The following is a 22360-nucleotide window of genomic DNA, read 5'->3' as shown; positions in this document are numbered from 1 at the left end:
GATCAGGAGTCCAGTCCGATCGCGAAGGCCGCCTCGAGGTCGTGCTGGGAGTAGGTGCGGAACGCCACGTGGGTGTCGGTGGCCTCCACGCCGGGGATCTTGCTGATCCGGCCGGGGATGACGTCGGCCAGTTCCTCGTGCCTGCCCACCCGGACCATCGCGATCAGGTCGTACGTGCCCGTGACGGAGAAGACCTCGCTCACCGAGTCCAGCGAGGCGATCTGCTCCGCGATCTCGGGGATCCGGTCCACGCTGGTCTTGATGAGGACGATCGCGGTGATCACGGTTGGTTCTCTCCCTCGGGGGCCGGAGCTGGGGTGCACTTCACTCTAGTCCCACGCCCGTAGCGCACCCACGCGTAGAGGAAGCCCAGCCCGAACCCCACCAGGTGCGCCAGATACGCCACCCCGGGCCCCTCGGAGGCCTGGCTCGCCGCCGCCCACTGCACCGCCACCCAGAACGGCAGCACGACCCAGGCGGGGAACCGCAGCGGCACGAAGAGGAGGAACGGCAGCAGACTGGTCACCCGGGCCCGGGGGAAGAGATACAGGAACGCGCCGAGGACCGCCGAGATCGCGCCCGAGGCGCCCACCAGCGACTGTGCGGAGTCGGTGTTGGCGAGCGCGTACCCGAGCAGGGCCAGATAGCCGCACCCGGCGTAGAACAGGGTGAACTCGATCCGGCCCATCCGCTCCTCCGTCATCGCCCCGAAGACGAGGAGGAACAGCATGTTGCCGAGCAGATGCACCCAGTTGCCGTGCACGAACAGGGCCGTGGCGGGCGTGAGGAGCTCGCGGGCCGGCCCGTCGAACAACTCGGCCGGCACCACGCCCCAGTGCCGGAAGTAGGTCTGCTGGGCGGCCGCGAGGATCTCCCCGGAGCCGTAGCCGGGGGTGAGCCCCGAGGCCGGGCCCAGCACGAAGATCAGGCTGCACAGTGCGATCAGCCCGTAGGTGATGGGTGCCGAGGTGCCCCGCACCGCTCTGAGAGTCCGGCCGGCTGTCGTGCTCCACTCGCTGATCATGAACACAGAGCATGACGTAACGGGATGCATGCCGACAGACCGCCTCGCCGTCGCGGACGGACGGGCGGCGAGTCCCTGCCAGGCCGTAGGGTTACGGCCACACGCGTCGGCCGACGGCGCGGAACAGAGCACGAGAAGGAAGCGGACTGCCACGATGACGGTTCCCCTGCCGACCGCGACCACCCGGTGGCGCTGCACCCTGTGCGGCAACCTGACCCGGTTCGACGTGACCCGTTCGTCGAAGGTCGTCGAGTACGTCCATCTCGATCTGGCCGGGGACCCGACGGTGGAGGAGCGCGAGGTGGTCAGTGAGACCATCGAATCGGTGCGCTGCCGCTGGTGCAACGCGGTGGACCAGGTGGAGCTCGTGGACAGGCCGGGCGCCGACTCCTGAGAGGGAGGCGGCCCCGTAGAGGCATTGGGGTGTGACGGATGGTGGAGACCGCGGGCGGGGGGCCGGGCGACGGCACCGCCGAGGTGCTTGACCGTCCGCTGCCCGACGGCGTGCGCCGACGGGTCGTGCAGATCGTCTCGGACGGCTTCGGCGGTCTGACCCTGTCCGAACTGCCCGCCCAATTGCGGCAGTACGCCCGGTTCACCCCCAATCGCCGGGCCAAGTTCGCCGGAAACGCGATGGCGGCGGCGCTGGAGACCGATCCGCTGTTCCGGCAGCGGATCGGGGAGAAGCTCAGAGAGGCGCAGCCGGAACTCACCGGCGCCCTCGACTCCGGCTCCCCGCCCCCGGCCGCGGACCCGCTCGACGTGGCGGCCGCGGCCTACGTACTGCGCCCGGCGGGCTGGGTGAAGCTGGTCGCCGCGGCCGGCGAGGAGGCCCAGCGCGCGGACGCCGAGCGGGCGGACGAGGAGAGCCGGGTCGAGCTGGAGCGGCTGCGGGCCGAGCTGGCGCACGCCCGCGAGCACACCCGCGCCGAGGCCGAACGGCTGCGCGCGGAGCTGGAGTCGGCGAAGAAGGAAGCGGAGTCCCTGCACCGCAAGCTCCGGGCCGCCCACAGCGACGTCAAGCGCGGCGAGGCCGCTCTGCGCAAGGCGCAGACCGAGATGGACGCCGTACGGGCCGAGGCGCAGACGCAGGTGTCGGCCGCCGAGAGCGAGTCGCGGCGGCTCAAGGCCCGGCTCGGCGAGGCGGAGGCGGCCCTGGAGGCCACCCGGCGCGCCGCCCGTGAGGGCCGCAGCGTGGAGGACATGCGGGTACGGCTGCTGCTGGACACCCTGCTGGACGCCGCGCAGGGCCTGCGGCGCGAACTCGCCCTGCCGCCGGTCTCCGTGCGGCCGGCCGAGACCGTGGACGCCGTCGAGCCGGGCCGGATGACCCCGAAGGACATCGCGGCACGGGCCCTGTCCGAGCACGATCCGGCCATTCTCGACCAGCTGCTCGCGCTGCCGCAGGCGCATCTGGTGGTCGACGGCTACAACGTCACCAAGACCGGCTATCCGCAGATGCCGCTGGAGAAGCAGCGGCTGCGGCTCCTCGGCCAGCTCTCGGCGCTCGCCGCGCAGACCGGCGCCGAGGTGACGTGTGTCTTCGACGGCGCCGAACTGGCCGCGCCCGTGCTGCTCGCACCGCCGCGCGGCGTGCGGGTGCTGTTCTCGAAGCCGGGTGTGACGGCCGACGAGCTGATCCGGCAGCTCGTGCGCGCGGAACCGCCGGGCCGTCCGGTCATCGTCGCCTCCACCGACCGCGAGGTGGCCGACGGCGTCGCCAGGGCGGGTGCCCGACCGGTCGCGTCTGCGGTGCTTCTCAAGCGGCTGTCCTGAAGGTCCAACGGGCATAGGCAATGCCCGAATTGGCAGCATCTTCACGCAACGTAGTGTCCATCGCGCATCACTCCATGTGAGTCGAGTGCAAAGATTGCATTGCGTGAGGGGATTTTCTGCTGAGAGGATTTGAACTGATCACAAGAAGGTCACTAGGGTCTGGGCTCGAACCTCCGAACGGGTGATCACTCACTCACTCACACGAAGGAGTTCGTCCCTCGTGGCGTCCCACCGTCGACCCAAGCAGCAGAGTCGCGCCCGCGTGACCGTGCTGACCACCGCAGCCGCCGCGGCCGTCGTGCTGAGCGCGAACGCCGCCAACGCAGCGCCGAGCCAGAAGCTCAGCAAGGACCAGGTCAAGGCCAAGGTCGACGACCTCTACTCGAAGGCCGAGCAGGCCTCCGAGAAGTACGACGGGGCGAAGGAGAAGCAGCAGAAGCTGCAAAAGGAGATCTCCACCATCCAGGACAACGTCGCGCGGGGTCAGCAGGACCTCAACAAGCTGCGCGACAGCCTGGGTTCGCTGGCCACCTCGCAGTACCGCTCCGGCGGCATCGACCCCTCGGTCCAGCTCTTCCTGTCCTCCAACCCGGACAACTTCCTCGACAAGGCCTCCACGCTCGACCAGTTGAGCGCCCAGCAGGTCGACGCGCTGAAGAAGATCCAGGACAAACAGCGCGAACTGGCCCAGGAGCGGGCCGAGGCGAGCGAGAAGCTCAAGGACCTCTCCGCCACCCGCGCCCAGCTGGAGCAGAACAAGAACGACGTCCAGGCCAAGCTCGCCGACGCGCAGAAGCTGCTCAACACCCTGACGGCCAAGGAGAAGCAGCAGCTGGCCGAGCAGCAGCAGCGCGCCGACCGCTCCGCCAGCTCGCGGGTCGACCTCGGCAACAGCACGCCCGCCTCCGGCCTGGCCGGCGCCGCCTTCGCCGCCGCCCAGAGCCAGATCGGCAAGCCGTACGTCTACGGCGCCACCGGCACCGCCTCCTACGACTGCTCGGGCCTGACCTCCTGGGCCTACGCCCAGGCCGGCGCCTCCATCCCGCGCACCTCGCAGGAGCAGGCCACCATAGGCACCCGGATCAGCTCCGTCAACGACCTGCAGGTCGGTGACCTGGTCTTCTTCTACGGAGACATCCACCACGTCGGCCTGTACGCCGGCAACGGCGAGGTGCTGCACGCCCCGCACACCGGTGCCGTGGTCCGCTACGAGTCCATGGCCGACATGCCGTTCGAGTTCGGCGTGCGGGTCTGATCATCCCTGCGGGTGCCCGGGCCGGAGAACCCGGCGCACCCCCGCGGACCCGCTGCGAAACGCGGACGCCGGGCGCCCGAACGGGCGAATCCCCGGAACCGGAACTGACTCCTCGCCCCGCCGATGACCTGCGTCAGCGGCGGGGCGTCAGCCTGTGTTGCCCTCCGGGTCTTTGGTCCGGCCCCTCGCGTACGGCTACTGTCTGGCGCGCTCCCCCGGCGCCGGGGCCTCCCCGTCCCCAGGCGCCGGGGGAGCGGTATCTGTCCGCCAGCAGAAGGACCGCCGTGGGGTCTCACCGCCGCCTTGCCTCCTCCGGATTCCGCCGGGGCGCCGCCGCCCTGTGTGTCCTGTCCGCCGCAGCCACCGCGCTCGGCGCCGTACCCGCGCACGCGGCACCGCACGCCGACACCCGCGCCGAGGTGGACCGCCTCTACCAGGAGGCCGAGCAGGCGACCCAGGCCTTCGACAAGGCCCAGGAGCAGACCGACGCGCTGCGCCGCGAGGTGCACGACGCCCAGGACCACATCGCCCGGCAGCAGGCGCGCATCAACTCCCTGCGCGAGCAGCTCGGTGCGCTGGCCGGGGCGCAGTACCGGTCCGGCGGCCTCGACCCGACCGTCGCGCTGCTCTTCTCCGACAACCCCGAGGACTACCTCGACAAGGCCACCACCCTCGACCGCATCGACGTCCAACAGGCGGGTCGGCTGCGGGAGTTGAGCTCCGCGCTGCGGGACCTCGCGCAGGAGCGCTCGGAGACGGCCGGCAAGCTCGCCGAGCTGGAGAAGAGCCGCAGGGCCGTCGTCGTGCACAAGCGGACCGTGGAGAAGAAGCTCGCCAGGGCCCGGCAGCTGCTCGACGCCCTGCCGAGCGAGGCCCGCGACGCCTACGACCGCGCCTCCCGCGACGGCGGCATCGGCCTGCCCGACCTGACCGGCGCCGTCGCCCCCGACGCCCGGGCCGCGGCCGCCGTCGCCGCCGCCCAGGCCGCCCTCGGCCACCCCTACGTCTGGGGCGCGAACGGCCCCTCCGGCTTCGACTGCTCGGGCTTGATGCAGTGGTCGTACGCACAGGCCGGACTCCAGCTGCCGCGCACCTCGCAGGAGCAGCGCTTCGCCGGCCATCAAGTCCCGCTCTCCCAGGCCCGCCCCGGTGACCTGGTGGTCTACCGCTCCGACGCCAGCCACGTGGGCATGTACGTCGGCGACGGCAAGGTCATCCACGCCCCCTACCCGGGCGCCGCGGTCCGCTACGACCCCGTCGGCATGATGCCGATCTCCTCGGTCACCCGGCCCTGAGCGGGTGGCGCGCCGTTACGATCGGGAAGTGACTGGCCGCAGAAGGGCGTGGTGGAGCGGGGCCGTGGGCCTCGCTCTGCTGCTGCCCCTGACCGGATGCACCGTCGGCGCCGCGACGACCGACTCCGCCCGCGCCGAGGTGCAGCAGCTGCTCGACCGGCGCTCGGCGGCCCTGCTGGGGCACGACGAGGGGGCGTACGCGGTCACGGGCGCCCGTGCCGAGTACGCCCGGCTGCGCGCCGTCCCGCTGGCGTCCTGGACCTACCGGGTCACCGACGTGCGCGAGAGCGGCTCCGGCGCCACCGCCGACGCCGAGCTGAGCTACCGCGTCGCCGGGTACGACACGGCCCCGCTCGACGCCGACCGCACCCTGCGCCTCGGCCGCACCGCCGACGGCGGGTGGTACGTCACCGCCGACGAGCCCGCCCGGCGGGCCGGGCAGCAGCTGTGGGACCAGGGCACGGTGACCGCCGTCCGGGGCGCGCACAGCCTGGTGCTGGGCATCGGCCGGACGGCCGCCGAGCTGCGCGCCTACACCGGGCTCGCCGACCGTGCCGTTCCGGCCGTCTCCCGGGCGTGGGGCACGGAGTGGAGTCGCCGGGTCGTCGTCCTCGTCCCGGACTCCCTGGACGGCATGGCCGGCCTGCTCGGCTCGTCCGCCGCCGACTACCGGGGCATCGCCGCCGTCACCACCGGCGAGGCGGGAGGCTCCGCGCGGGCGCCCGCGGACCGGGTGGTGGTCAACCCGGACGCGTACGCCGTCCTCGGCGACCTCGGCAAGCAGGTCGTGCTCACCCACGAGACCACCCATGTGGCCACCCGCGCCCACACCACCGCCGCGACCCCGCTGTGGCTCTCCGAGGGCTACGCGGACTGGATCGGCTACCTCGGCACCGGCCGCACCCCCACCGAGGTCGCGCCGGAACTGACCCGCGCCGTGCAGAACGGCGAGGCGCCCACCGCCCTGCCCACCGACAGGGACTTCGGCTTCACCAGCGATCCGACCAGGCTGGCCCAGGCCTACGAGAGCGGCTGGCTGGCCTGCCGGATGATCGCCGCCCACTGGGACACGGCCCGGCTCGACGCCTTCTACCGCGCCGTCGGCGCCCATCCGCAGCGGGCGGGGGCGGTCGAGGGCGCGTTGCGGAAGGTGCTCGGGACGACGCCGGAGGCGTTCACCGCCCAGTGGCGGGACTACGTGAGGTCTCAGCTCGGCTGAGCGAGCCCGGTCAGGGGGAGACCGGGGTCTGGTGGGGGTGGGCCGGTTCGGCCGGGAGGGGGGTGGCGGCGACCGGGGTGACGGTCGCCCGCCACAGCCGTCGGCCCGCCGTGAGGGCGGCCAGGGCCAGCAGGCCGTTGCGGACCACCATCAGCAGCACCCCGTACCGGTCGCTCGCCACCACGTGTCCGAAGCCGAGCGGGAACTCCAGGACCGTCACGAAGGACGCGACCACCACCATCAGCGCGGGCGCCCCCATCCGGCTCGCCCGGTACGTGAGGCAGACCGCCGCCACGCCCACCAGCCACACCAGGTACTGCGGGCTGATCACGCGGCTCGTGACCGTGAAGAGCAGCACCGCCGTGAACGCCGCGTCCGCGAGGACGGTCGGCGTGCGGCGCGCCACCCGCAGCCGCCACAGCAGCAGCCAGCCGAACGCGGCCCCGGTCAGCGCCAGCGCCGCCGTGCTGACCTGGTCCACGTGCGGGCCGAGGAACTCGATCGAGCCGTAGTTCAGCAGCACCTGGCCGCTCCAGCCGAAGTGCCGGGCCACGTGGAAGACCAGGGCGCCCAGCGACTCCACCTCGGTGCCCCGGTCCCGCTGGAAGGTCAGGAAGGCGAAGGCGCCCGGCATGGACACCGCGAACGCGGCGGCGAGCCCGGCCCCCGTGACCGCCGCCGAGGCCCAGGCCCGGCGCCGGAAGCAGCCCACCAGCAGCAGCGCCGGCCACACCTTCAGCAGCGCCCCGAACGCGGTCAGCGCGCCCATCACCCGCGGATGCCGGACGCCCGCCAGCAGCGCCGCCACGGCCACCGCGGTCACCATCACGTCGTAGCGGGCGTACACCGTCGGGCCGAGCAGCGGCACGCCCGCCAGCCACACCCAGGCCCCGCGCAGCGACCGCCCGGAGCGCAGGCCCGGACGCACCAGCAGCCACAGCACGAGGGCGTCGGCGAGGAACGCGAGGATGAAGAAGGCGTGCTCGTACGACAGGAAGGGCAGCGCGGCGGGGGCGAGCACCGGGAGGGCGGCGGCAGGCGGGTACTGCCAGGTCACGTCGTCCAGTGGAAAGGTTCCCTGGCGCAGGACCTCGTACCAGCCGCGGTAGATCACCGACACGTCGGAGGTGACGTCCAGGCCCCCCGGGAAGATCCACACCTTGAAGACGAACAGCAGCAGCACCAGGCGGGTGACGCCCCAGGTCGCGAGCAGCCATGCCAGGGACCGCCCGGCGCCCTTGGTCTCCACGTGTTCCCCTTGCCGTCCGATTCCCGGTTCGCTGTCGGCCTCGCCCGCCCCATGATGTCGTGCCCGGCTGTGTACCTGCCACAGACCCCGCCGCACCGGGCCGCACACAGCCCGATCGGGCCCGGCCGGCCGCGGCCCGTTGGGTAAGGTCGGCCACGATGCACAAGACCCTGATCGTCACCAACGACTTCCCGCCCCGCCCGGGCGGCATCCAGGCCTTCCTGCACAACATGGCCCTGCGCCTGGACCCCGGCCGGCTGGTCGTCTACGCCTCCACCTGGAAGCGCGGCCGCGAGGGCGCCGAGGCCACCGCCGCCTTCGACGCCGATCAGCCCTTCACCGTCGTACGCGACCGTACGACCATGCTGCTGCCGACCCCGCGGGCGACCCGGCGCGCGACCGGGCTGCTGCGCGAGCACGGCTGCACCTCGGTGTGGTTCGGGGCGGCGGCCCCGCTCGGTCTGATGGCTCCGGCGCTGCGCGCGGCCGGCGCCGAGCGGCTGGTGGCCACGACGCACGGGCACGAGGCCGGCTGGGCCCAGCTGCCCGCCGCCCGGCAGCTGCTGCGCCGGATCGGCGAGTCGACGGACACGATCACCTATCTCGGCGAGTACACGCGCTCGCGCATCGCCACGGCCCTCACGCCGGCGGCGGCCCGGCGCATGGTCCAACTGCCGCCCGGGGTCGACGAGAAGACCTTCCACCCCGGCTCCGGCGGCGACGAGGTCCGCGCCCGCCTCGGGCTCGCCGACCGCCCGGTCGTGGTCTGTGTCTCGCGCCTGGTCCCGCGCAAGGGCCAGGACACCCTCATCCGGGCCCTGCCCCGCATCCTCGCGGCCGAGCCCGACACCGTGCTGCTGATCGTCGGCGGCGGCCCCTACGAGCGGGACCTGCGCCGCCTCGCCGACGAGACCGGCGTCGCGGCCTCGGTCCGCTTCACCGGCGCGGTCCCCTGGTCCGAGCTGCCCGCCCACTACGGCGCCGGCGACGTCTTCGCCATGCCCTGCCGGACGCGCCGCGGCGGCCTGGACGTCGAGGGCCTCGGCATCGTCTACCTGGAGGCCTCCGCGACGGGCCTGCCGGTGGTCGCGGGCGACTCCGGCGGCGCACCGGACGCCGTCCTGGACGGCGAGACGGGGTGGGTGGTGCGGGGCGGCTCCCCCGAGGAGGCGGCCGACCGCATCGTCCCCCTGCTCCAGGACCCCGGCCTGCGCCGCAGGATGGGGGAGCGGGGCCGGCAGTGGGTGGAGGAGCGCTGGCGCTGGGACCTGTTGGCGGAGAACCTCAAAGCCCTTCTCTAAAACGTTCCGGAGACTCTAGGCGGAACCGGAAAATCCGCACATGCTGCGCGCATGACAGCAAAACTGATGCAGCGTCAGCTGAGTAGACGTCACATCCTGGGCATGATCGCCCTCCAGACCGCCGCCACGGCCGGTCTCACCCGCATCGGTCTCCGGTCCGCGCACGCGGCAGAGCCGGCCGCCGTCGACAACGCCCCCGCCGTCGTGGTCGGTTCGGGCTACGGCGGTGCCGTCGCCGCGCTCCGGCTCGGCCAGGCCGGGATCAGGACCCTCGTCCTGGAGATGGGGCAGCTGTGGAACACCGCCGGCGGCGACGGCAAGGTCTTCTGCTCCACCCTCGCCCCCGACCGGCGCTCCATGTGGTTCCGCACCCGCACCGAGGCCCCGCTCGCCACCTTCCTCTGGCTGGACGTGGTCAACAAGGACATCGGCCCGTACCCCGGCGTCCTGGACCGCGTGCACTACGACAACATGTCCGTCTACGTCGGCCGGGGCGTCGGCGGCGGCTCGCTCGTCAACGGCGGCATGGCGGTCACGCCCGTGAAGTCCTACTTCGCCGAGCAGTTCCCGACCGTCGACGCCGACGAGATGTACGGCACCTACTACCCGCGCGCCCGCACCATGCTCGGTGTCAACACCATCGACCCGGCCTGGTTCGAGTCCACCGAGTGGTACCGGTTCGCCCGCACCTCCCGCAAGGCCGCCGCCAACGCGGGGCTGAAGACCGCCTTCGTGCCGAACGTCTACGACTTCGGCTACATGCAGCAGGAGGCCGCCGGCACGGCCGTGAGGTCGGCGCTCGCCGGCGAGGTCATCTACGGCAACAACCACGGCAAGCGCAGCCTCGACAAGACCTACCTGGCCGCCGCCCTCGGCACCGGGAACGTCACGATCCACACCCTGGAGAGGGTGCGGTCCGTCAGCCGGGCCGGCGACGGCTCGTACGTCCTGACCGCCGACCGGATCGACGCCACCGGCACGGTCGTGGAGACCAGGCAGTACAGCTGCACGTACCTCTTCCTCGGCGGCGGCAGCCTCGGCACCACCGAACTCCTCGTCCGCGCCCGGGACACCGGCACCCTGCCCGCCCTGACCGCCGACGTCGGCGCCGGCTGGGGCACCAACGGCAACACCATGCTCGGCCGCGCCAACCACGTCTGGGACACCGTCGGCGCGAACCAGGCCACCATGCCGGTGCTGGGCATCGACGACTGGGCCAACACCGCCAACCCGGTCTTCGCCGAGATCGCCCCGCTGCCCATGGGGTTCGAGCACTGGGTGAGCCTCTACCTGGCGATCACCAAGAACCCCGAACGGGCGTCCTTCACCTACGACTCCGCCTCCGGCACGGTGAAACTCGGCTGGACCCCCGCCCAGAGCGCGGTCTCGGTGAGCATGGCCAAGAACCTGTTCGACCGGATCAACCTGGCCAACGCCACCATCTACCGCTACGACCTGTTCGGCTCCGCGAGCAAGGTCTTCGCCGACGACTTCTGCTACCACCCGCTCGGCGGCTGCGTCCTCGGGAAGGCGACGGACGACTACGGCCGGGTGAAGGGGTACGACCACCTCTACGTCACCGACGGCTCGCTCGTGCCCGGCAACATCGGCGTGAACCCGTTCGTCACCATCACCGCGCTCGCCGAACGCACGATGGCGCGGGTCCTCGCCGAGGGCACCGCGCCATGACGCCTCGTCAGGAGGCGTGCCGCTCCCGCTACTTCGCGTAGATCGCCTCGATCTCGCTCGCGTAGTCCTTCGCCACCACGTTCCGCTTGAGCTTCAGCGACGGGGTGAGGTGGCCCGACTCCTCCGTGAACTGGGAGGACAGAATGCGGAACTTCCGCACCGATTCCGCCTTCGACACCGCGGCGTTGCCGTCGTCGACGGCCGCCTGGATCGCCGCGTTCAGATCCGGGTCGTCCTTCAGCGACGCCGCGGTGGAGCCCGCCGGCTTGCCGTGCTCCTCGGCCCAACGGCCCAGGAACTCCTCGTCGACGGTGACCAGCGCGCCCACGAACGGCCGCCCGTCGCCCACCACCATGCACTCCGCGACCAGCGCGTGCGCCCGGATGCGGTCCTCGATCACGGCCGGGGCCACGTTCTTGCCGCCGGCGGTGACGATGATCTCCTTCTTGCGGCCCGTGATCCTGAGGTAGCCGTCCTCGTCCAGGGTGCCGATGTCACCGGTGTGGAACCAGCCGTCGGCCAGCGCCTCGGCCGTCGCGCCCGGGTTGTTCCAGTACTCCTTGAACAGGTGCTCGCCGTGCAGCAGCACCTCGCCGTCGTCCGCTATGCGCACCACCGAGCCGGGCAGCGGCTGGCCGACCGTGCCGATCTTCTGCCGGTCCCAGGGGTTGAACGCGGTCGCCGCGCAGGACTCGGTCAGGCCGTAGCCCTCCAGCACCGTGAAGCCGATGCCGCGGAAGAAGTGGCCGAGCCGCTCGCCGAGGGGGGCGCCGCCGGAGATGGCGTACTCGCCCCGGCCGCCGAGCACCGCGCGCAGCTTGCTGTAGACCAGCTTGTCGAAGGTCTTGTGCTTGATCTTCAGGCCGAGCGACGGGCCCGACGGGGTGTCCAGCGCCTTGCTGTAGGCGATCGCCGTGTCGGCCGCCTTGTCGAAGATCCTGCCCTTGCCGTCCGCCTGCGCCTTGGCGCGCGCGGAGTTGTAGACCTTCTCGAAGACGCGCGGCACACCGAGGATCAACGTCGGCCGGAACGCGGCCAGTTCGTCGGTGAGGTTCTTGATGTCCGGGACGCAGCCGAGCTTGATCGGCGCCATCATCGGGGCGATCTGCACGAGCCGCCCGAAGACGTGCGCGAGGGGCAGGAAGAGCAGCACCGAGCACTCGCCGGTGCGGAACAGCGGCCGCAGCCGCTCGACGACGTTGCCGCACTCGGCGAAGAAGCTGCGGTGGGTGAGCACACAGCCCTTGGGGCGGCCGGTCGTACCGCTGGTGTAGACGATGGTGGCCGGGTCGTCGGCGCAGGCGAGCGAGCTGCGCTCCTCGACCGTCTGGTCCGAGACGTCCTGGCCGAGCCGGCCCAGTTCCTCCACGCCCCCGGCGTCGATCTGCCAGACGTGCTTGAGGGCGGGCAGCGACTCGCGCACCGACTCCACCGCGGCGGCGTGGCCCGCCTGCTCCACGATGCACGCGGTCGCGCCCGAGTCGGACAGGATCCACTGCACCTGCTCCGGCGAGCTGGTCTCGTACACCGGCACGGTGACCGCGCCCGCGCTCCAGATCGCGAAGTCCAGCAGTGTCCACTCGTACCGGGTGCGGGACATCAGGCCCACCCGGTCGCCCGGCTGCACCCCGGCGGCGATGAGGCCCTTGGCGGCGGTGAGCACCTCGGCCAGGAACTGCCGGGCCGTCACGTCCTGCCAGGTGCCTCCGTCCTTGCGGGCGATGACGGCGACGTCGGGATGCTGCGCGGCGTTTCTGCGGACGATGTCGGTCAGATTGCCGTCGGCAGGGACCTCGTACAAAGCCGGAAGGCTGAACTCGCGCAAGACTGCTGCTCCTCATAGGGCGCCGACGCCACGACACTGTGTGATGCGACGGAGCGGTCCAAGGCTCGGGCTGGTGCTCGGGTCTTCGGTGGTTGAAATCCAGAGCACGACTGGACTGCCCGGACGTTACCCGCCGGTATGCCGTTCCCGACAGGGGGTCCCGGCGAGATGTTCGCTGCGTCACACAGGCTGGCGTTCCTTCGCGCACAGTAGTCCACGGCTGAACCGACCGGCCAGTAACCGCAGGCCCGACCGCCACTGTTCACGCACATCGCACAGGCCTACGCTTGATCGCCATGGCATCCACACCGTCCGGAAACCGACCCGCGGGCCCGCGTGGGGCGCGCGGCACGCGCAGCACCCGTGTCCACGTGGTCAGCGACGTGCACGGCAACGCCGAGGCCCTGGCGCGGGCCGGCGAGGGTGCCGATGCCCTGATCTGCCTCGGCGACCTCGTCCTCTTCCTCGACTACGCCGACCACTCGCGCGGGATCTTCCCCGACCTGTTCGGCGAGGAGAACGCGGACCGCATCGTCGAGCTGCGCACCGCCCGCCGCTTCGAGGAGGCCCGGGAGTTCGGCGCGCGGCTGTGGGCCGGCATCGGCGCCGACCGGGCCGGCGCCATCGAGAAGGCCGTGCGCAAGCAGTACGCCGAGATGTTCGCCGCGTTCCCCACCCCGACGTACGCCACGTACGGCAATGTCGACATGCCGCCTTTGTGGAGCGAGTACGCCCGCCCGGGCACCACGGTCCTCGACGGCCAGCGGGTGGAGATCGGCGGCCGCGTCTTCGGCTTCGTGGGCGGCGGCCTGAAGACGCCCATGCGGACGCCGTACGAGATCGACGACGAGGAGTACGCGGCGAAGATCGAGGCGGTCGGCGAGGTCGACGTGCTGTGCACGCACATCCCGCCGGAGGTCCCCGAGCTGGTCTACGACACCGTCGCCCGCCGCTTCGAACGCGGCAGCCGCGCCCTGCTGGCCGCCATCCACCGCACCAAGCCCCGCTATTCGCTCTTCGGGCACGTCCATCAGCCGCTCGTGCGCCGGATGCGGATCGGCGCGACGGAATGCGTGAACGTGGGGCATTTCGCGGGGTCGGGCACGCCGTGGGCGCTCGAATGGTGAGCGGCCCGTGGCCGGTCGGCCGGGGGTGCGGGAGACGGGGTGAAGGCGGCAGGTCGGTGGCGCGGTAGCCTTCACGCTGCACACACGTGCGCACGACGATCTCAGTACGGCCCGCATCTGGAGGAGCCACGGCGATGGCGGAACACACCAGCTCGAGCATCACGATCGAGGCGGCACCGGCCGACGTCATGGCGGTGATCGCCGACTTCGCGCGCTACCCGGACTGGACCGGCGAGGTGAAGCTGGCCGAGGTCCTGGAGACCGACGCGCGGGGCCGCGCCGAGCAGGTCCGCCTCGTCATGGACGCCGGCGCCATCAAGGACGACCAGGTCCTCGGCTACACCTGGACCGGCGACAACGAGGTCTCCTGGAGCCTGGTGAAGTCCCAGATGCTCCGCTCCCTGGACGGCTCGTACCTCCTGAAGCCGGCCGGGCAGGGTGCCACCGAGGTCACCTACCGCCTCACCGTCGACGTCAAGATCCCCATGCTCGGGATGATCAAGCGCAAGGCCGAGAAGGTCATCATCGACCGGGCGCTGGCCGGTCTGAAGAAGCGGGTGGAGTCGGGAGAGGCGTCGGCGGAGGCGCCGGGGGAGAAGTAGTCACCCCCCGGTCACACACGCCGAGCCGCCCGCCGGGCACCGGTAGCGTTCACCCCTATGCGCACCATCCTGATCACGGGCCCCGGCGGCAGCGGTCGTACCACGATCGCCGCCGCGACCGCGCTCACCGCCGCCCGCGCGGGCACCCGGACCCTCCTGCTGAGCGCCGACCGCACCGACACCCCCGGCGCGGCCCTGGGCTCCGAGACGGGACCGGCGCCGCGGCAGGCCGCGCCGAACCTCACCACCTGGCGCCCCGACGCCACAGGCCGCTTCCGCGAGGACCTCACCGCCTTCCAGACCCGCGCCGCGAACGTCCTCGACCTGCTCGGCGCCTCGCGACTGGACGCCGAGGAGGTCACCCCGCTGCCCGGCGCCGAGGAGCTGTCCTTCCTGCGCGCCCTGCGGGACGCCGCCCTCAGCGAGCGCTACGACCTCCTCGTCGTCGACCTCCCGCCCCTCCCGCAGGCCCTCGCCCTGCTCGGCCTGCCCGAGGAACTGCGCCGCTATCTGCGCCGGCTGCTCCCGCCCGAGCGGCAGGCCGCCCGCGCCCTGCGCCCCGTTCTCGGCCGGCTGGCCGGGGTGCCCATGCCCGCCGACTGGCTGTACGAGACGGCGGCCCGCTGGGACGTCGAACTGGCGGCCGTCGAGGCCGTCCTCACCGACCGCGCGACCGCCGTACGCCTGGTCGCCGAGCCCGGTCCGGCCGGTGCCGACGCCCTGCGCACCGCCGGCCTCGGCCTCGCCCTGCGCGGCCTGCCCGTCGAGGCCCTGCTCGCCAACCGCGCCCTGCCCGAGACCGCGCCGGAGAGCTGGCCGGCCGGGCTCCTCGCCCAGCAGCGCAAGGCCCTCGACGACTGGCGGGAGCTGCCGTACGACGTCCACCTCGTCCCCCACCTGGGCCGCGACCCCCGCGGCGGCGACGACCTCGGCGCCCTCGCCGTACCGCCCGTCAACCCGTCGTCCGCCCCGGTCGGGTGGCCCGTCACCGACCGGATCGCCGCGGACGGCGTGCTCGTCTGGCACCTCCCGCTGCCCGGCGCGATACGGGAGGAGCTGGACCTGATCCGGCGCGGCGACGAACTCGTGATCAGCGCGGGCCCGTTCCGCCGGATCGTCCCGCTGCCCTCCGCCCTGCGCCGCTGCACCGTCGCCGGGGCCGCGCTGCGCGAGGGCGAGCTGCGCGTCCGCTTCGCCCCGGACCCCGACCTGTGGCCCACCGCGCGCCGCTGAGCGGGGACGATGAACCGGGTACGCCCGTTCGGGTAACGTCGTAGAGGCGAACCGTAGTCAGGAGTCCGCCATGAGCGAAGAGCGCCCCGCAGCCGACTCGTACGACGCGCATGACGCGCACGCCGCGTACGAGAAAGAGGAGCACGGGAGGGAAGGGCGGGCGACCGACGCCGACGCCTGGGCCACGGCCTGCGCCGAGGACCTCGCCGCCGAGAAGGCCCGCCGCCGCGCCGAGCACGGCCCGCAGCCGGGCTCGGCCGCCGAGGAGCTGAAGAAGTTCGTGGACACGGTGGCCGACAAGCTGTCCGGCCTGCAGTCCCCCCTGCTCGGCGGCCTCGCCGGACCCGCCGCCCAGCAGGTGGTACGGCAGGTCGTCCAGCAGGCCAAGGCCGCCGTCGAGCCCGTCATAGAGCGCAACCCGGATGTCTTCGACCACCTGGCCGCGGCCGGCGGCGAACTGCTGGCCGCCTACCGCTCCGCCGTCCAGGCCCAGGAGCAGCGCTGGACCGCCCGCACCGCCGACGACCTGACCGGTGAGGGACGGGCCGAGAAGGGGGAGCGGCGGGACCCGGGCGAGGGCACCGGTCCGGGGGAGCGGATCGACCTGGACTGAAGCGCTTTCCCGGCAGGGCCTCGGGTACGGTTGGCCGTAGCGGGGCTCGACCGAACTGAGGGATTCATGGGACTCACCATCGGCGTCGACATCGGCGGTACCAAGATCGCGGCCGGTGTGGTCGACGAGGAAGGCAACATCCTCTCGACCCACCAGGTGCCGACCCCGGGCACGCCCGAGGGCATCGTGGACGCCATCGCCGCTGCCGTCGAGGGCGCACGGGCCGGGCACGAGATCGTCGGCGTGGGCATCGGCGCCGCCGGTTACGTGAACCGGCAGCGTTCGACGGTCTACTTCGCGCCGAACATCGACTGGCGCCAGGAGCCGCTCAAGGAGAAGGTCGAGGCCCGCGTGGGCCTCCCGGTCGTGGTCGAGAACGACGCCAACGCCGCGGCGTGGGGCGAGTACAAGTTCGGCGCGGGCAAGGGCCACCGCAACGTCATCTGCATCACGCTCGGCACCGGCCTCGGCGGCGGCATCATCATCGGCAACAAGCTGCGCCGCGGACACTTCGGCGTGGCCGCCGAGTTCGGCCACATCCGGATGGTCCCGGACGGCCTGCTGTGCGGCTGCGGTTCGCAGGGCTGCTGGGAGCAGTACGCCTCCGGCCGTGCCCTGGTCCGCTACGCCAAGCAGCGTGCCAACGCCACCCCCGAGAACGCCGAGCTGCTGCTGTCGCTGGGCGACGGCACCCCCGACGGCATCGAGGGCAAGCACATCTCCATGGCCGCCCGCCAGGGCGACCCGGTGGCCGTCGACTCCTACCGCGAGCTGGCCCGCTGGGCCGGTGCGGGCCTCGCCGACCTGGCCTCCCTCTTCGACCCCTCGGCGTTCATCGTCGGCGGCGGCCTCTCCGACGAGGGCGAACTGGTCCTCGACCCGATCCGCAAGTCCTACAAGCGCTGGCTGGTCGGCGGCAACTGGCGCCCGGTGGCCGACGTCATCGCGGCCCAGCTCGGCAACAAGGCGGGCCTGGTGGGCGCGGCCGACCTGGCCCGGGAGCCGGACCCGATCATGTAGCGAGGCCGTCCTGTGACAGTGCCCGCCGCGTCCGCTCCCGGGACGGCGGGCATCGTCGTATGTTGATCGTCATGGCGACCAGCACGCTCCTTCCCAACTCCCGTACGGAACCCGATGGTTCGGCGGTCATCCGCGTCCTGAGCTACAACATCCGCTCGATGCGGGACGACACGGACGCGTTGGCCGCAGTCATCTCCGCCTGCGCGCCCGACCTGGTCCTCGTCCAGGAGGCCCCCCGCTTCTTCCGCTGGCGCAAGAAGCTCGCCCGGCTCGCGGCGGCCGGCGGCCAGGTGATCCTCACCGGCGGCGCCACGGCGGCGGGCCCGGCGATCCTCTGCTCGCTGCGGGCCACCGTCGAGCGCACGCAGGACGTCCTGCTGCCCCTCACCCCGGGCCTCCACCGGCGCGGCCTCGCCACCGCGGTGGTCCGGTTCGGCGGCGCCCGGCTGGGAGTGATCAGCGGCCATCTGAGCCTGGACAGGAAGGAGCGGTACGCGCAGGCCGGTCTGCTCCTCGACCGCCTCGCCGGTCTCGGCGTGGCGCACGCCGTCGCGGGCGGCGACCTCAACGAGGGCCCCGACGGCCCCGCCTTCCGGCTGCTCTCCGGCACCCTGCAGGACTGCCGGGCCGTCGCCCCCTGGGGCGGCGAGGAGACCTGGCGGCACAGCGAGCCGCACCGCCGTATCGACGCGATCTTCGCCACGAAGGGCATCGACGTGCTCGGCTGCGGAGTGCCTCTGGAGCAGCCGGGTGTCACCCGCTCCGACCTGATCGCGGCCACGGACCACCTCCCGGTCCTGGCCGCCCTCAGGGTCCCGGCCGGCTGAGCCGCCCGGCACCTGTGCACGGCTCAGACGACCGCGCCCCGCCCCGGGTCGTCGTCCTCGTCGTCGTCCGTGCGCATCCGCGTCACCAGCGTGGCGAAGCCGCCGAGGAAGCCGCCGATGCCCAGCGTGGTCAGCCACCACGTCATGTCCCAGCCCAGCAGCACCGCCAGCAGGAGCAGCACCGGGCCGCCGACGACGCCGAGCCAGCCGAACTTGGCGGTGGTGTCGGCGGCCGGCAGCGGGGGCGGTTCGGGCGGGACGAAGTGGCCCTCGTCGTCCTCGTCGAAGTCGTCGTCGGAGGGCCGCGCGGTCGTGTAGTCGCGCGGGCCGCCGCCGACACCGGGGGCGAAGGTGATCGAGCTGCCCAGCGGCCGTACCGGCGGCGTACCGGCGGGGCCGTCCTCCTCGCCCTCGCCGTCCGCCGACGTGTCCCTCGCCGGGCCCTGCGCCGTGTCGTCGGGGTCCTCGGCGGCCGGCTCCGGCAGCGCGAGGTCCTCCACCGACCTGAAGGGCCTCGCGCCCGGCGGGTCCGGTGGCTCCTCGCCGTACCCGGCGACGATGGCCTGCCAGGCGGCGTCCTCGTCGAAGGGCACGCCCTGCTCGTCCGGCTCGCGACCCTCACGGTCCGAGTCGTGCTCAGCCAACTGCGGCCGTCCCTTCCTTGCCGTCCTTGCCGACACCGTCCCTGCCGGCCCCGGGCGCGAGCCGTTCGATGAACGCGAGGCTCTCCTCGAAGATCCGGTCCGCGTCCTTGTCCAACGTCGCCACGTGGTAGCTCTGTTCCAGCACGATCTCGGTGACGTCCGTGGACGACACCCGGCTCAGCACCCGGGCCGAGTCGGCGGGCGGGACGACATGGTCCTGCGCGCTGTGCAGCAGCAGCAACGGCTGGGTGACCTGGGGCAGCTCGCCGTCCAGCCGGCGCAGGAACCGCCGCAGCGAGTGCGCGGAGTGCAGCGGCACCCGGTCGTAGCCCACCTCGGCCGCGCCCTCCTGGGCGATGTCGCTGGCGATGCCCTTCGTCGTGCGCACGAGATGCCGGGCCACCGGAAGGGCGTACGCCGACAGGCCGTGCACCTTGTTCGCCGGGTTGACGACCACCGCGCCCGTGACCCGCGCGCCGTGCAGGGCGGCGAGCCGCAGGGCCAGCGCGCCGCCCATCGACAGGCCGAGGACGAACACCCGGGAGCAGCGCTCGGCGAGGACGCGCAGCTCGCGGTCCACCTCCGCGTACCAGTCCTGCCAGGTCGTGAGCTGCATGTCCTCCCAGCGGGTGCCGTGGCCGGGCAGCAGCGGCAGGGACACGGTCAGGCCGTGGGCCGCGTGGTGCTCCGCCCAGGGGCGCAGCGACTGGGGCGAGCCGGTGAAGCCGTGGCAGAGGAGGACGCCCACCTCCCCGCCCTCGTGGCGGTACGGCTCAGCTCCGGGGAGAACCGGCACCTTCGACTCTCCTGTCCTTGGGACGGTGCTCCGGCGGCCCGACGGCCGACGGGGGCAAGAAGGAAGAAATACGTGGATGTGCTTCACCGTACGCGACCGCACTGACACCGACCAGGGTCGTCGGGCCCATTGACGGTCCTCCGGGTTAAGGTCTGTTCGACGGAAACGGGAGGCACACGGGTGTTGTACGGCACGATGAAGGTCGCCATCGGCGGGCCGCTGAAGGTCGCCTTCAGGCCCTGGGTGGAGGGACTGGAGAACATCCCGGCCGAGGGCCCGGCGATTCTGGCGAGCAATCACCTGTCCTTCTCGGACTCGTTCTTCCTGCCCGCGGTGCTGGACCGCAAGGTCACCTTCATCGCCAAGGCCGAGTACTTCACCACTCCGGGCGTCAAGGGCCGGCTGACCGCGGCCTTCTTCAAGGGCGTCGGGCAGCTTCCGGTGGACCGCTCCGGGGCGCGCGGCGCCGGCGAGGCCGCGATCAAGAGCGGCATCGAGGTGCTGGAGCGCGGCGAGCTGTTCGGCATCTACCCCGAGGGCACCCGCTCGCCCGACGGCCGGCTCTACCGGGGCAAGCCCGGCGGCCTCGCGCGCGTGGCGCTCGCCACCGGCGCGCCGGTGATCCCCGTGGCGATGATCGACACGGAGAAGATCCAGCCGCCCGGCAAGGTGATGCCGAAGCTCATGCGCCCCGGCATCCGGATCGGCAAGCCGCTGGACTTCGGCCGCTACGCCGGCATGGAGCACGACCGCTTCGTCCTGCGTGCCCTGACCGACGAGGTCATGTACGAGATCATGAAGCTCTCCGGCCAGGAGTACGTCGACATGTACGCGACCGCGGCCAAGCGGCAGATCGCGGACGCGGCGAAGTCGGCCAAGGAGGCGGAGAAGGCCATGGAGGCCGGGAAGAAGGAAGAGGCCCAGGAGGCCTGACCGGGGGGCCGGGGGGAGCCGGGGAGATGCCGAAGCGCGAGCGCGTCCTGCGCATGTCGGTCGAGCTGCCGCTGTGGCGCGCGCTCGCCGGCTACCGCGTCCTGACCATGCTCTACGCCATCGGCCTGTGCGTCACCAGGTACGACCTCTACGTGCGCCCCTGGGTCGCCGTCGGCTACCTCGCGGTCCTGTTCGTCTGGACCCTCGCCACCTTGCCGAGCGTGCGCAACGCGGCGAGCTGCACCAAGCCCTTCCTGGCCGCCGACCTGGTCATCGCCCTCACCGGCGTCCTGCTCACCTCGCTCGCCGACAGCCACCAGCGGATCGCGGGCGGCCCCACACTGCCGTCGATATGGACCGGCGGTGCGGTGCTGGCCTTCGCGATCAGGGGCGGCTGGCGCTGGGCCGCGGTCGCCGCCACGCCGGTCGCGCTGGCCAACCTGGTCGAACGCGGGCATCCGGCCCGGGACACCGTGCACAGCCTGATCCTCCTCTGGGTCGCCTCCCTCGGCATCGGCTACGTCGTCGAGGTCGCCCGCGCCTCCGAGCGCACCCTCGCGCGGGCCCTGGAGATCGAGGCCGCGACCCGCGAGCGGGAGCGGCTCGCCCGGGACATCCACGACGGCGTGCTCCAGGTGCTGGCGATGGTCAAGCGCCGGGGCACGGCCCTCGGCGGCGAGGCGGCCGAGCTGGGCCGGCTGGCCGGGGAGCAGGAGGTGGCGCTGCGCACACTGGTCTCGGGCGGGCTGGTACCGGTGTCCCGGGTGTCCGAGGACGCGTCCGCCGGAGCCGTCGTACGGGTGGTGGAGGTACCCGACGAGGAGGGGGCCGGCGGAGCCGACGGTGACGTCGATCTGCGCGCCCTGCTCGCCCCCTACGCGTGCGGCCGGGTCAGCCTCGCCGAGCCCGGCGCCCCGGTGCCGCTGCCGCCCCCGGCGGCCCGGGAGCTGGCCGCGGCGGTCGGCGCCGCCCTGGACAACGTGCGCCGGCACGTGGGCGAGGACGCCCGGGCCTGGATCCTGGTCGAGGACGAGCCCGACGAGATCGTCGTGACCGTCCGGGACGACGGCCCCGGCATCCCCGAGGGCCGGCTCGCGCAGGCCGAGAGCGAGGGGCGGCTCGGGGTCGCCCAGTCGATCCGCGGCCGGCTGCGCGACCTCGGAGGCAGCGCCGAACTCCTCTCCGTCCCCGGGCAGGGCACGGAGGTCGAACTGAAAGTACCGAAGAACGCGAAGGCAGGGCGTCGATGAGCGAGCGGCAGGACCCGATCAAGGTCATGGTGGTGGACGACCACCCCATGTGGCGCGACGCGGTCGCCCGTGACCTGGCCGAGTCCGGCTTCGAGGTCGTGGCCACCGCCGGCGACGGCGAGCAGGCGGTCCGCCGCGCCAGGGCCGCCACGCCCGACGTCCTCGTCCTGGACCTCAACCTGCCGGCCAAGCCCGGCGTCCAGGTGTGCAAGGAACTGGTCGGCCACAACCCGGCGTTGCGCGTCCTCGTGCTGTCCGCGAGCGGTGAGCACGCCGACGTCCTGGAGGCCGTGAAGTCCGGGGCCACCGGCTATCTGCTGAAGTCGGCCTCCACCGAGGAACTGCTGGACGCCGTGCGCCGTACCGCCGTCGGCGACCCGGTGTTCACGCCGGGCCTCGCCGGACTGGTCCTCGGCGAGTACCGCCGCCTCGCCTCCGAACCGGCCCCCGCCCAGGGCGCCGACGAGCCCGGCGCGCCCCGGCTGACGGACCGGGAGACCGAGGTGCTGCGCCTCGTCGCCAAGGGCCTGAGCTACAAGCAGATCGCCGAACGCCTCGTCATCTCCCACCGCACGGTGCAGAACCACGTCCAGAACACCCTCGGCAAGCTTCAGCTGCACAACCGGGTCGAGTTGGTGCGCTACGCCATCGAGCGCGGCCTCGACGACGAGTAAGCCCCCTG

22 protein-coding genes are annotated in these 22360 nt (G+C 72.6%); 16 read left to right on the top strand and 6 right to left on the bottom strand.

From position 1 onward, the window contains the following. Window positions 1-2: 2 nt before the first annotated feature. Window positions 3-284 carry an Lrp/AsnC family transcriptional regulator gene (locus BIV23_RS23310; protein ID WP_071382869.1) on the bottom strand — a complete coding sequence of 94 codons (282 nt, stop codon included), beginning with the start codon at window positions 282-284 and terminating at the stop codon, window positions 3-5. Continuing rightward, window positions 281-1024 carry a rhomboid family intramembrane serine protease gene (locus BIV23_RS23305; RefSeq protein WP_071382916.1) on the bottom strand — a complete coding sequence of 248 codons (744 nt, stop codon included), beginning with the start codon at window positions 1022-1024 and terminating at the stop codon, window positions 281-283. Before BIV23_RS23305 ends, BIV23_RS23310 begins: the two co-directional genes overlap by 4 nt. A gap of 154 nt (window positions 1025-1178) precedes the next feature. On the opposite strand from BIV23_RS23305, the gene BIV23_RS23300 reads away from it, so the two are divergent. The 5 genes from BIV23_RS23300 (at window position 1179) to BIV23_RS23280 (ending at window position 6569) form a co-directional block, all read left to right on the top strand. Next, window positions 1179-1418, top strand: coding sequence for a hypothetical protein (locus tag BIV23_RS23300; protein ID WP_071372391.1), 240 nt, complete (start codon window positions 1179-1181; stop codon window positions 1416-1418). Window positions 1419-1456: 38 nt separating this feature from the next. Beyond that, on the top strand, window positions 1457-2800 hold the full coding sequence (locus BIV23_RS23295; RefSeq protein WP_071382868.1) for an NYN domain-containing protein: 1344 nt from the start codon (window positions 1457-1459) through the stop codon (window positions 2798-2800). A 220-nt stretch (window positions 2801-3020) separates the two neighbouring features. Further along, entirely contained in the window at window positions 3021-4055 is a 1035-nt protein-coding gene (locus tag BIV23_RS23290) for a C40 family peptidase (protein WP_071382867.1), read from the top strand. Between the two features lie 284 nt (window positions 4056-4339). Beyond that, window positions 4340-5350 carry a C40 family peptidase gene (locus BIV23_RS23285; RefSeq protein WP_071382866.1) on the top strand — a complete coding sequence of 337 codons (1011 nt, stop codon included), beginning with the start codon at window positions 4340-4342 and terminating at the stop codon, window positions 5348-5350. Window positions 5351-5378: 28 nt separating this feature from the next. Next, complete coding sequence (locus BIV23_RS23280) at window positions 5379-6569, top strand: hypothetical protein (protein WP_425443514.1); 1191 nt, start codon at window positions 5379-5381, stop codon at window positions 6567-6569. Window positions 6570-6579: 10 nt separating this feature from the next. Here BIV23_RS23280 and BIV23_RS23275 read toward each other — a convergent pair whose 3' ends face one another. After that, entirely contained in the window at window positions 6580-7818 is a 1239-nt protein-coding gene (locus BIV23_RS23275) for a glycosyltransferase 87 family protein (protein ID WP_071382864.1), read from the bottom strand. A gap of 158 nt (window positions 7819-7976) precedes the next feature. Here BIV23_RS23275 and BIV23_RS23270 point away from each other — a divergent pair, with 158 nt between their 5' ends. Then, window positions 7977-9119 (top strand): glycosyltransferase family 4 protein, encoded by a 1143-nt coding sequence (locus BIV23_RS23270; RefSeq protein ID WP_071382863.1) that lies wholly within the window; start codon window positions 7977-7979, stop codon window positions 9117-9119. 51 nt (window positions 9120-9170) lie between these two features. Next, window positions 9171-10808, top strand: a complete 1638-nt coding sequence (locus BIV23_RS23265; RefSeq protein WP_425443513.1) for a GMC oxidoreductase — start codon at window positions 9171-9173, stop codon at window positions 10806-10808. A 28-nt stretch (window positions 10809-10836) separates the two neighbouring features. Here the strand turns inward: BIV23_RS23265 and BIV23_RS23260 are convergent, their stop codons facing one another. Further along, the gene (locus BIV23_RS23260) at window positions 10837-12633 is read right to left on the bottom strand and encodes an AMP-dependent synthetase/ligase (RefSeq protein WP_071382861.1); all 1797 of its coding nucleotides are present in this window, start codon (window positions 12631-12633) and stop codon (window positions 10837-10839) included. A gap of 296 nt (window positions 12634-12929) precedes the next feature. Here BIV23_RS23260 and BIV23_RS23255 point away from each other — a divergent pair, with 296 nt between their 5' ends. The 6 genes from BIV23_RS23255 to BIV23_RS23230 all read left to right on the top strand — a co-directional run bounded on the left by BIV23_RS23255 (window position 12930) and on the right by BIV23_RS23230 (window position 18055). Next, a complete protein-coding gene (locus tag BIV23_RS23255; RefSeq protein WP_425443512.1) occupies window positions 12930-13760 on the top strand; it encodes a metallophosphoesterase family protein in 831 nt (276 codons plus the stop codon). Window positions 13761-13894: 134 nt separating this feature from the next. Beyond that, window positions 13895-14362: an SRPBCC family protein gene (locus BIV23_RS23250; protein WP_071382859.1), complete on the top strand. Its 468-nt coding sequence runs from the start codon at window positions 13895-13897 to the stop codon at window positions 14360-14362. 57 nt (window positions 14363-14419) lie between these two features. Further along, a complete protein-coding gene (locus BIV23_RS23245; RefSeq protein ID WP_071382858.1) occupies window positions 14420-15595 on the top strand; it encodes an ArsA family ATPase in 1176 nt (391 codons plus the stop codon). Window positions 15596-15665: 70 nt separating this feature from the next. Continuing rightward, window positions 15666-16208 (top strand): DUF5304 domain-containing protein, encoded by a 543-nt coding sequence (locus BIV23_RS23240; protein WP_071382857.1) that lies wholly within the window; start codon window positions 15666-15668, stop codon window positions 16206-16208. 66 nt (window positions 16209-16274) lie between these two features. After that, window positions 16275-17228 (top strand): ROK family glucokinase, encoded by a 954-nt coding sequence (locus BIV23_RS23235; protein WP_071382856.1) that lies wholly within the window; start codon window positions 16275-16277, stop codon window positions 17226-17228. Window positions 17229-17299: 71 nt separating this feature from the next. Then, window positions 17300-18055: an endonuclease/exonuclease/phosphatase family protein gene (locus tag BIV23_RS23230; protein WP_071382915.1), complete on the top strand. Its 756-nt coding sequence runs from the start codon at window positions 17300-17302 to the stop codon at window positions 18053-18055. A gap of 23 nt (window positions 18056-18078) precedes the next feature. Here BIV23_RS23230 and BIV23_RS23225 read toward each other — a convergent pair whose 3' ends face one another. Together BIV23_RS23225 and BIV23_RS23220 are read right to left on the bottom strand one after the other, a co-directional pair. Beyond that, entirely contained in the window at window positions 18079-18699 is a 621-nt protein-coding gene (locus tag BIV23_RS23225; protein WP_071382855.1) for a hypothetical protein, read from the bottom strand. Then, window positions 18692-19495, bottom strand: a complete 804-nt coding sequence (locus BIV23_RS23220) for an alpha/beta hydrolase (protein WP_071382854.1) — start codon at window positions 19493-19495, stop codon at window positions 18692-18694. Before BIV23_RS23220 ends, BIV23_RS23225 begins: the two co-directional genes overlap by 8 nt. Window positions 19496-19690: 195 nt before the next feature. On the opposite strand from BIV23_RS23220, the gene BIV23_RS23215 reads away from it, so the two are divergent. The 3 genes from BIV23_RS23215 to BIV23_RS23205 are packed head-to-tail and all read left to right on the top strand — an operon-like array spanning window position 19691 to window position 22352. After that, window positions 19691-20428, top strand: coding sequence for a lysophospholipid acyltransferase family protein (locus BIV23_RS23215; RefSeq protein WP_079173315.1), 738 nt, complete (start codon window positions 19691-19693; stop codon window positions 20426-20428). A 26-nt stretch (window positions 20429-20454) separates the two neighbouring features. Then, a complete protein-coding gene (gene macS, locus BIV23_RS23210) occupies window positions 20455-21678 on the top strand; it encodes a MacS family sensor histidine kinase (protein ID WP_071382853.1) in 1224 nt (407 codons plus the stop codon). Beyond that, a complete protein-coding gene (locus BIV23_RS23205) occupies window positions 21675-22352 on the top strand; it encodes a response regulator (RefSeq protein ID WP_071382852.1) in 678 nt (225 codons plus the stop codon). The genes macS and BIV23_RS23205 overlap by 4 nt, the downstream gene beginning before the upstream one ends. Window positions 22353-22360: the final 8 nt, after the last annotated feature.

Origin of the sequence: Streptomyces monashensis (assembly GCF_001866665.1) — a bacterium.
GTDB classification, from domain to species: domain Bacteria; phylum Actinomycetota; class Actinomycetes; order Streptomycetales; family Streptomycetaceae; genus Streptomyces; species Streptomyces monashensis.
This window is presented reverse-complemented; position numbering and strand designations above follow the sequence as displayed.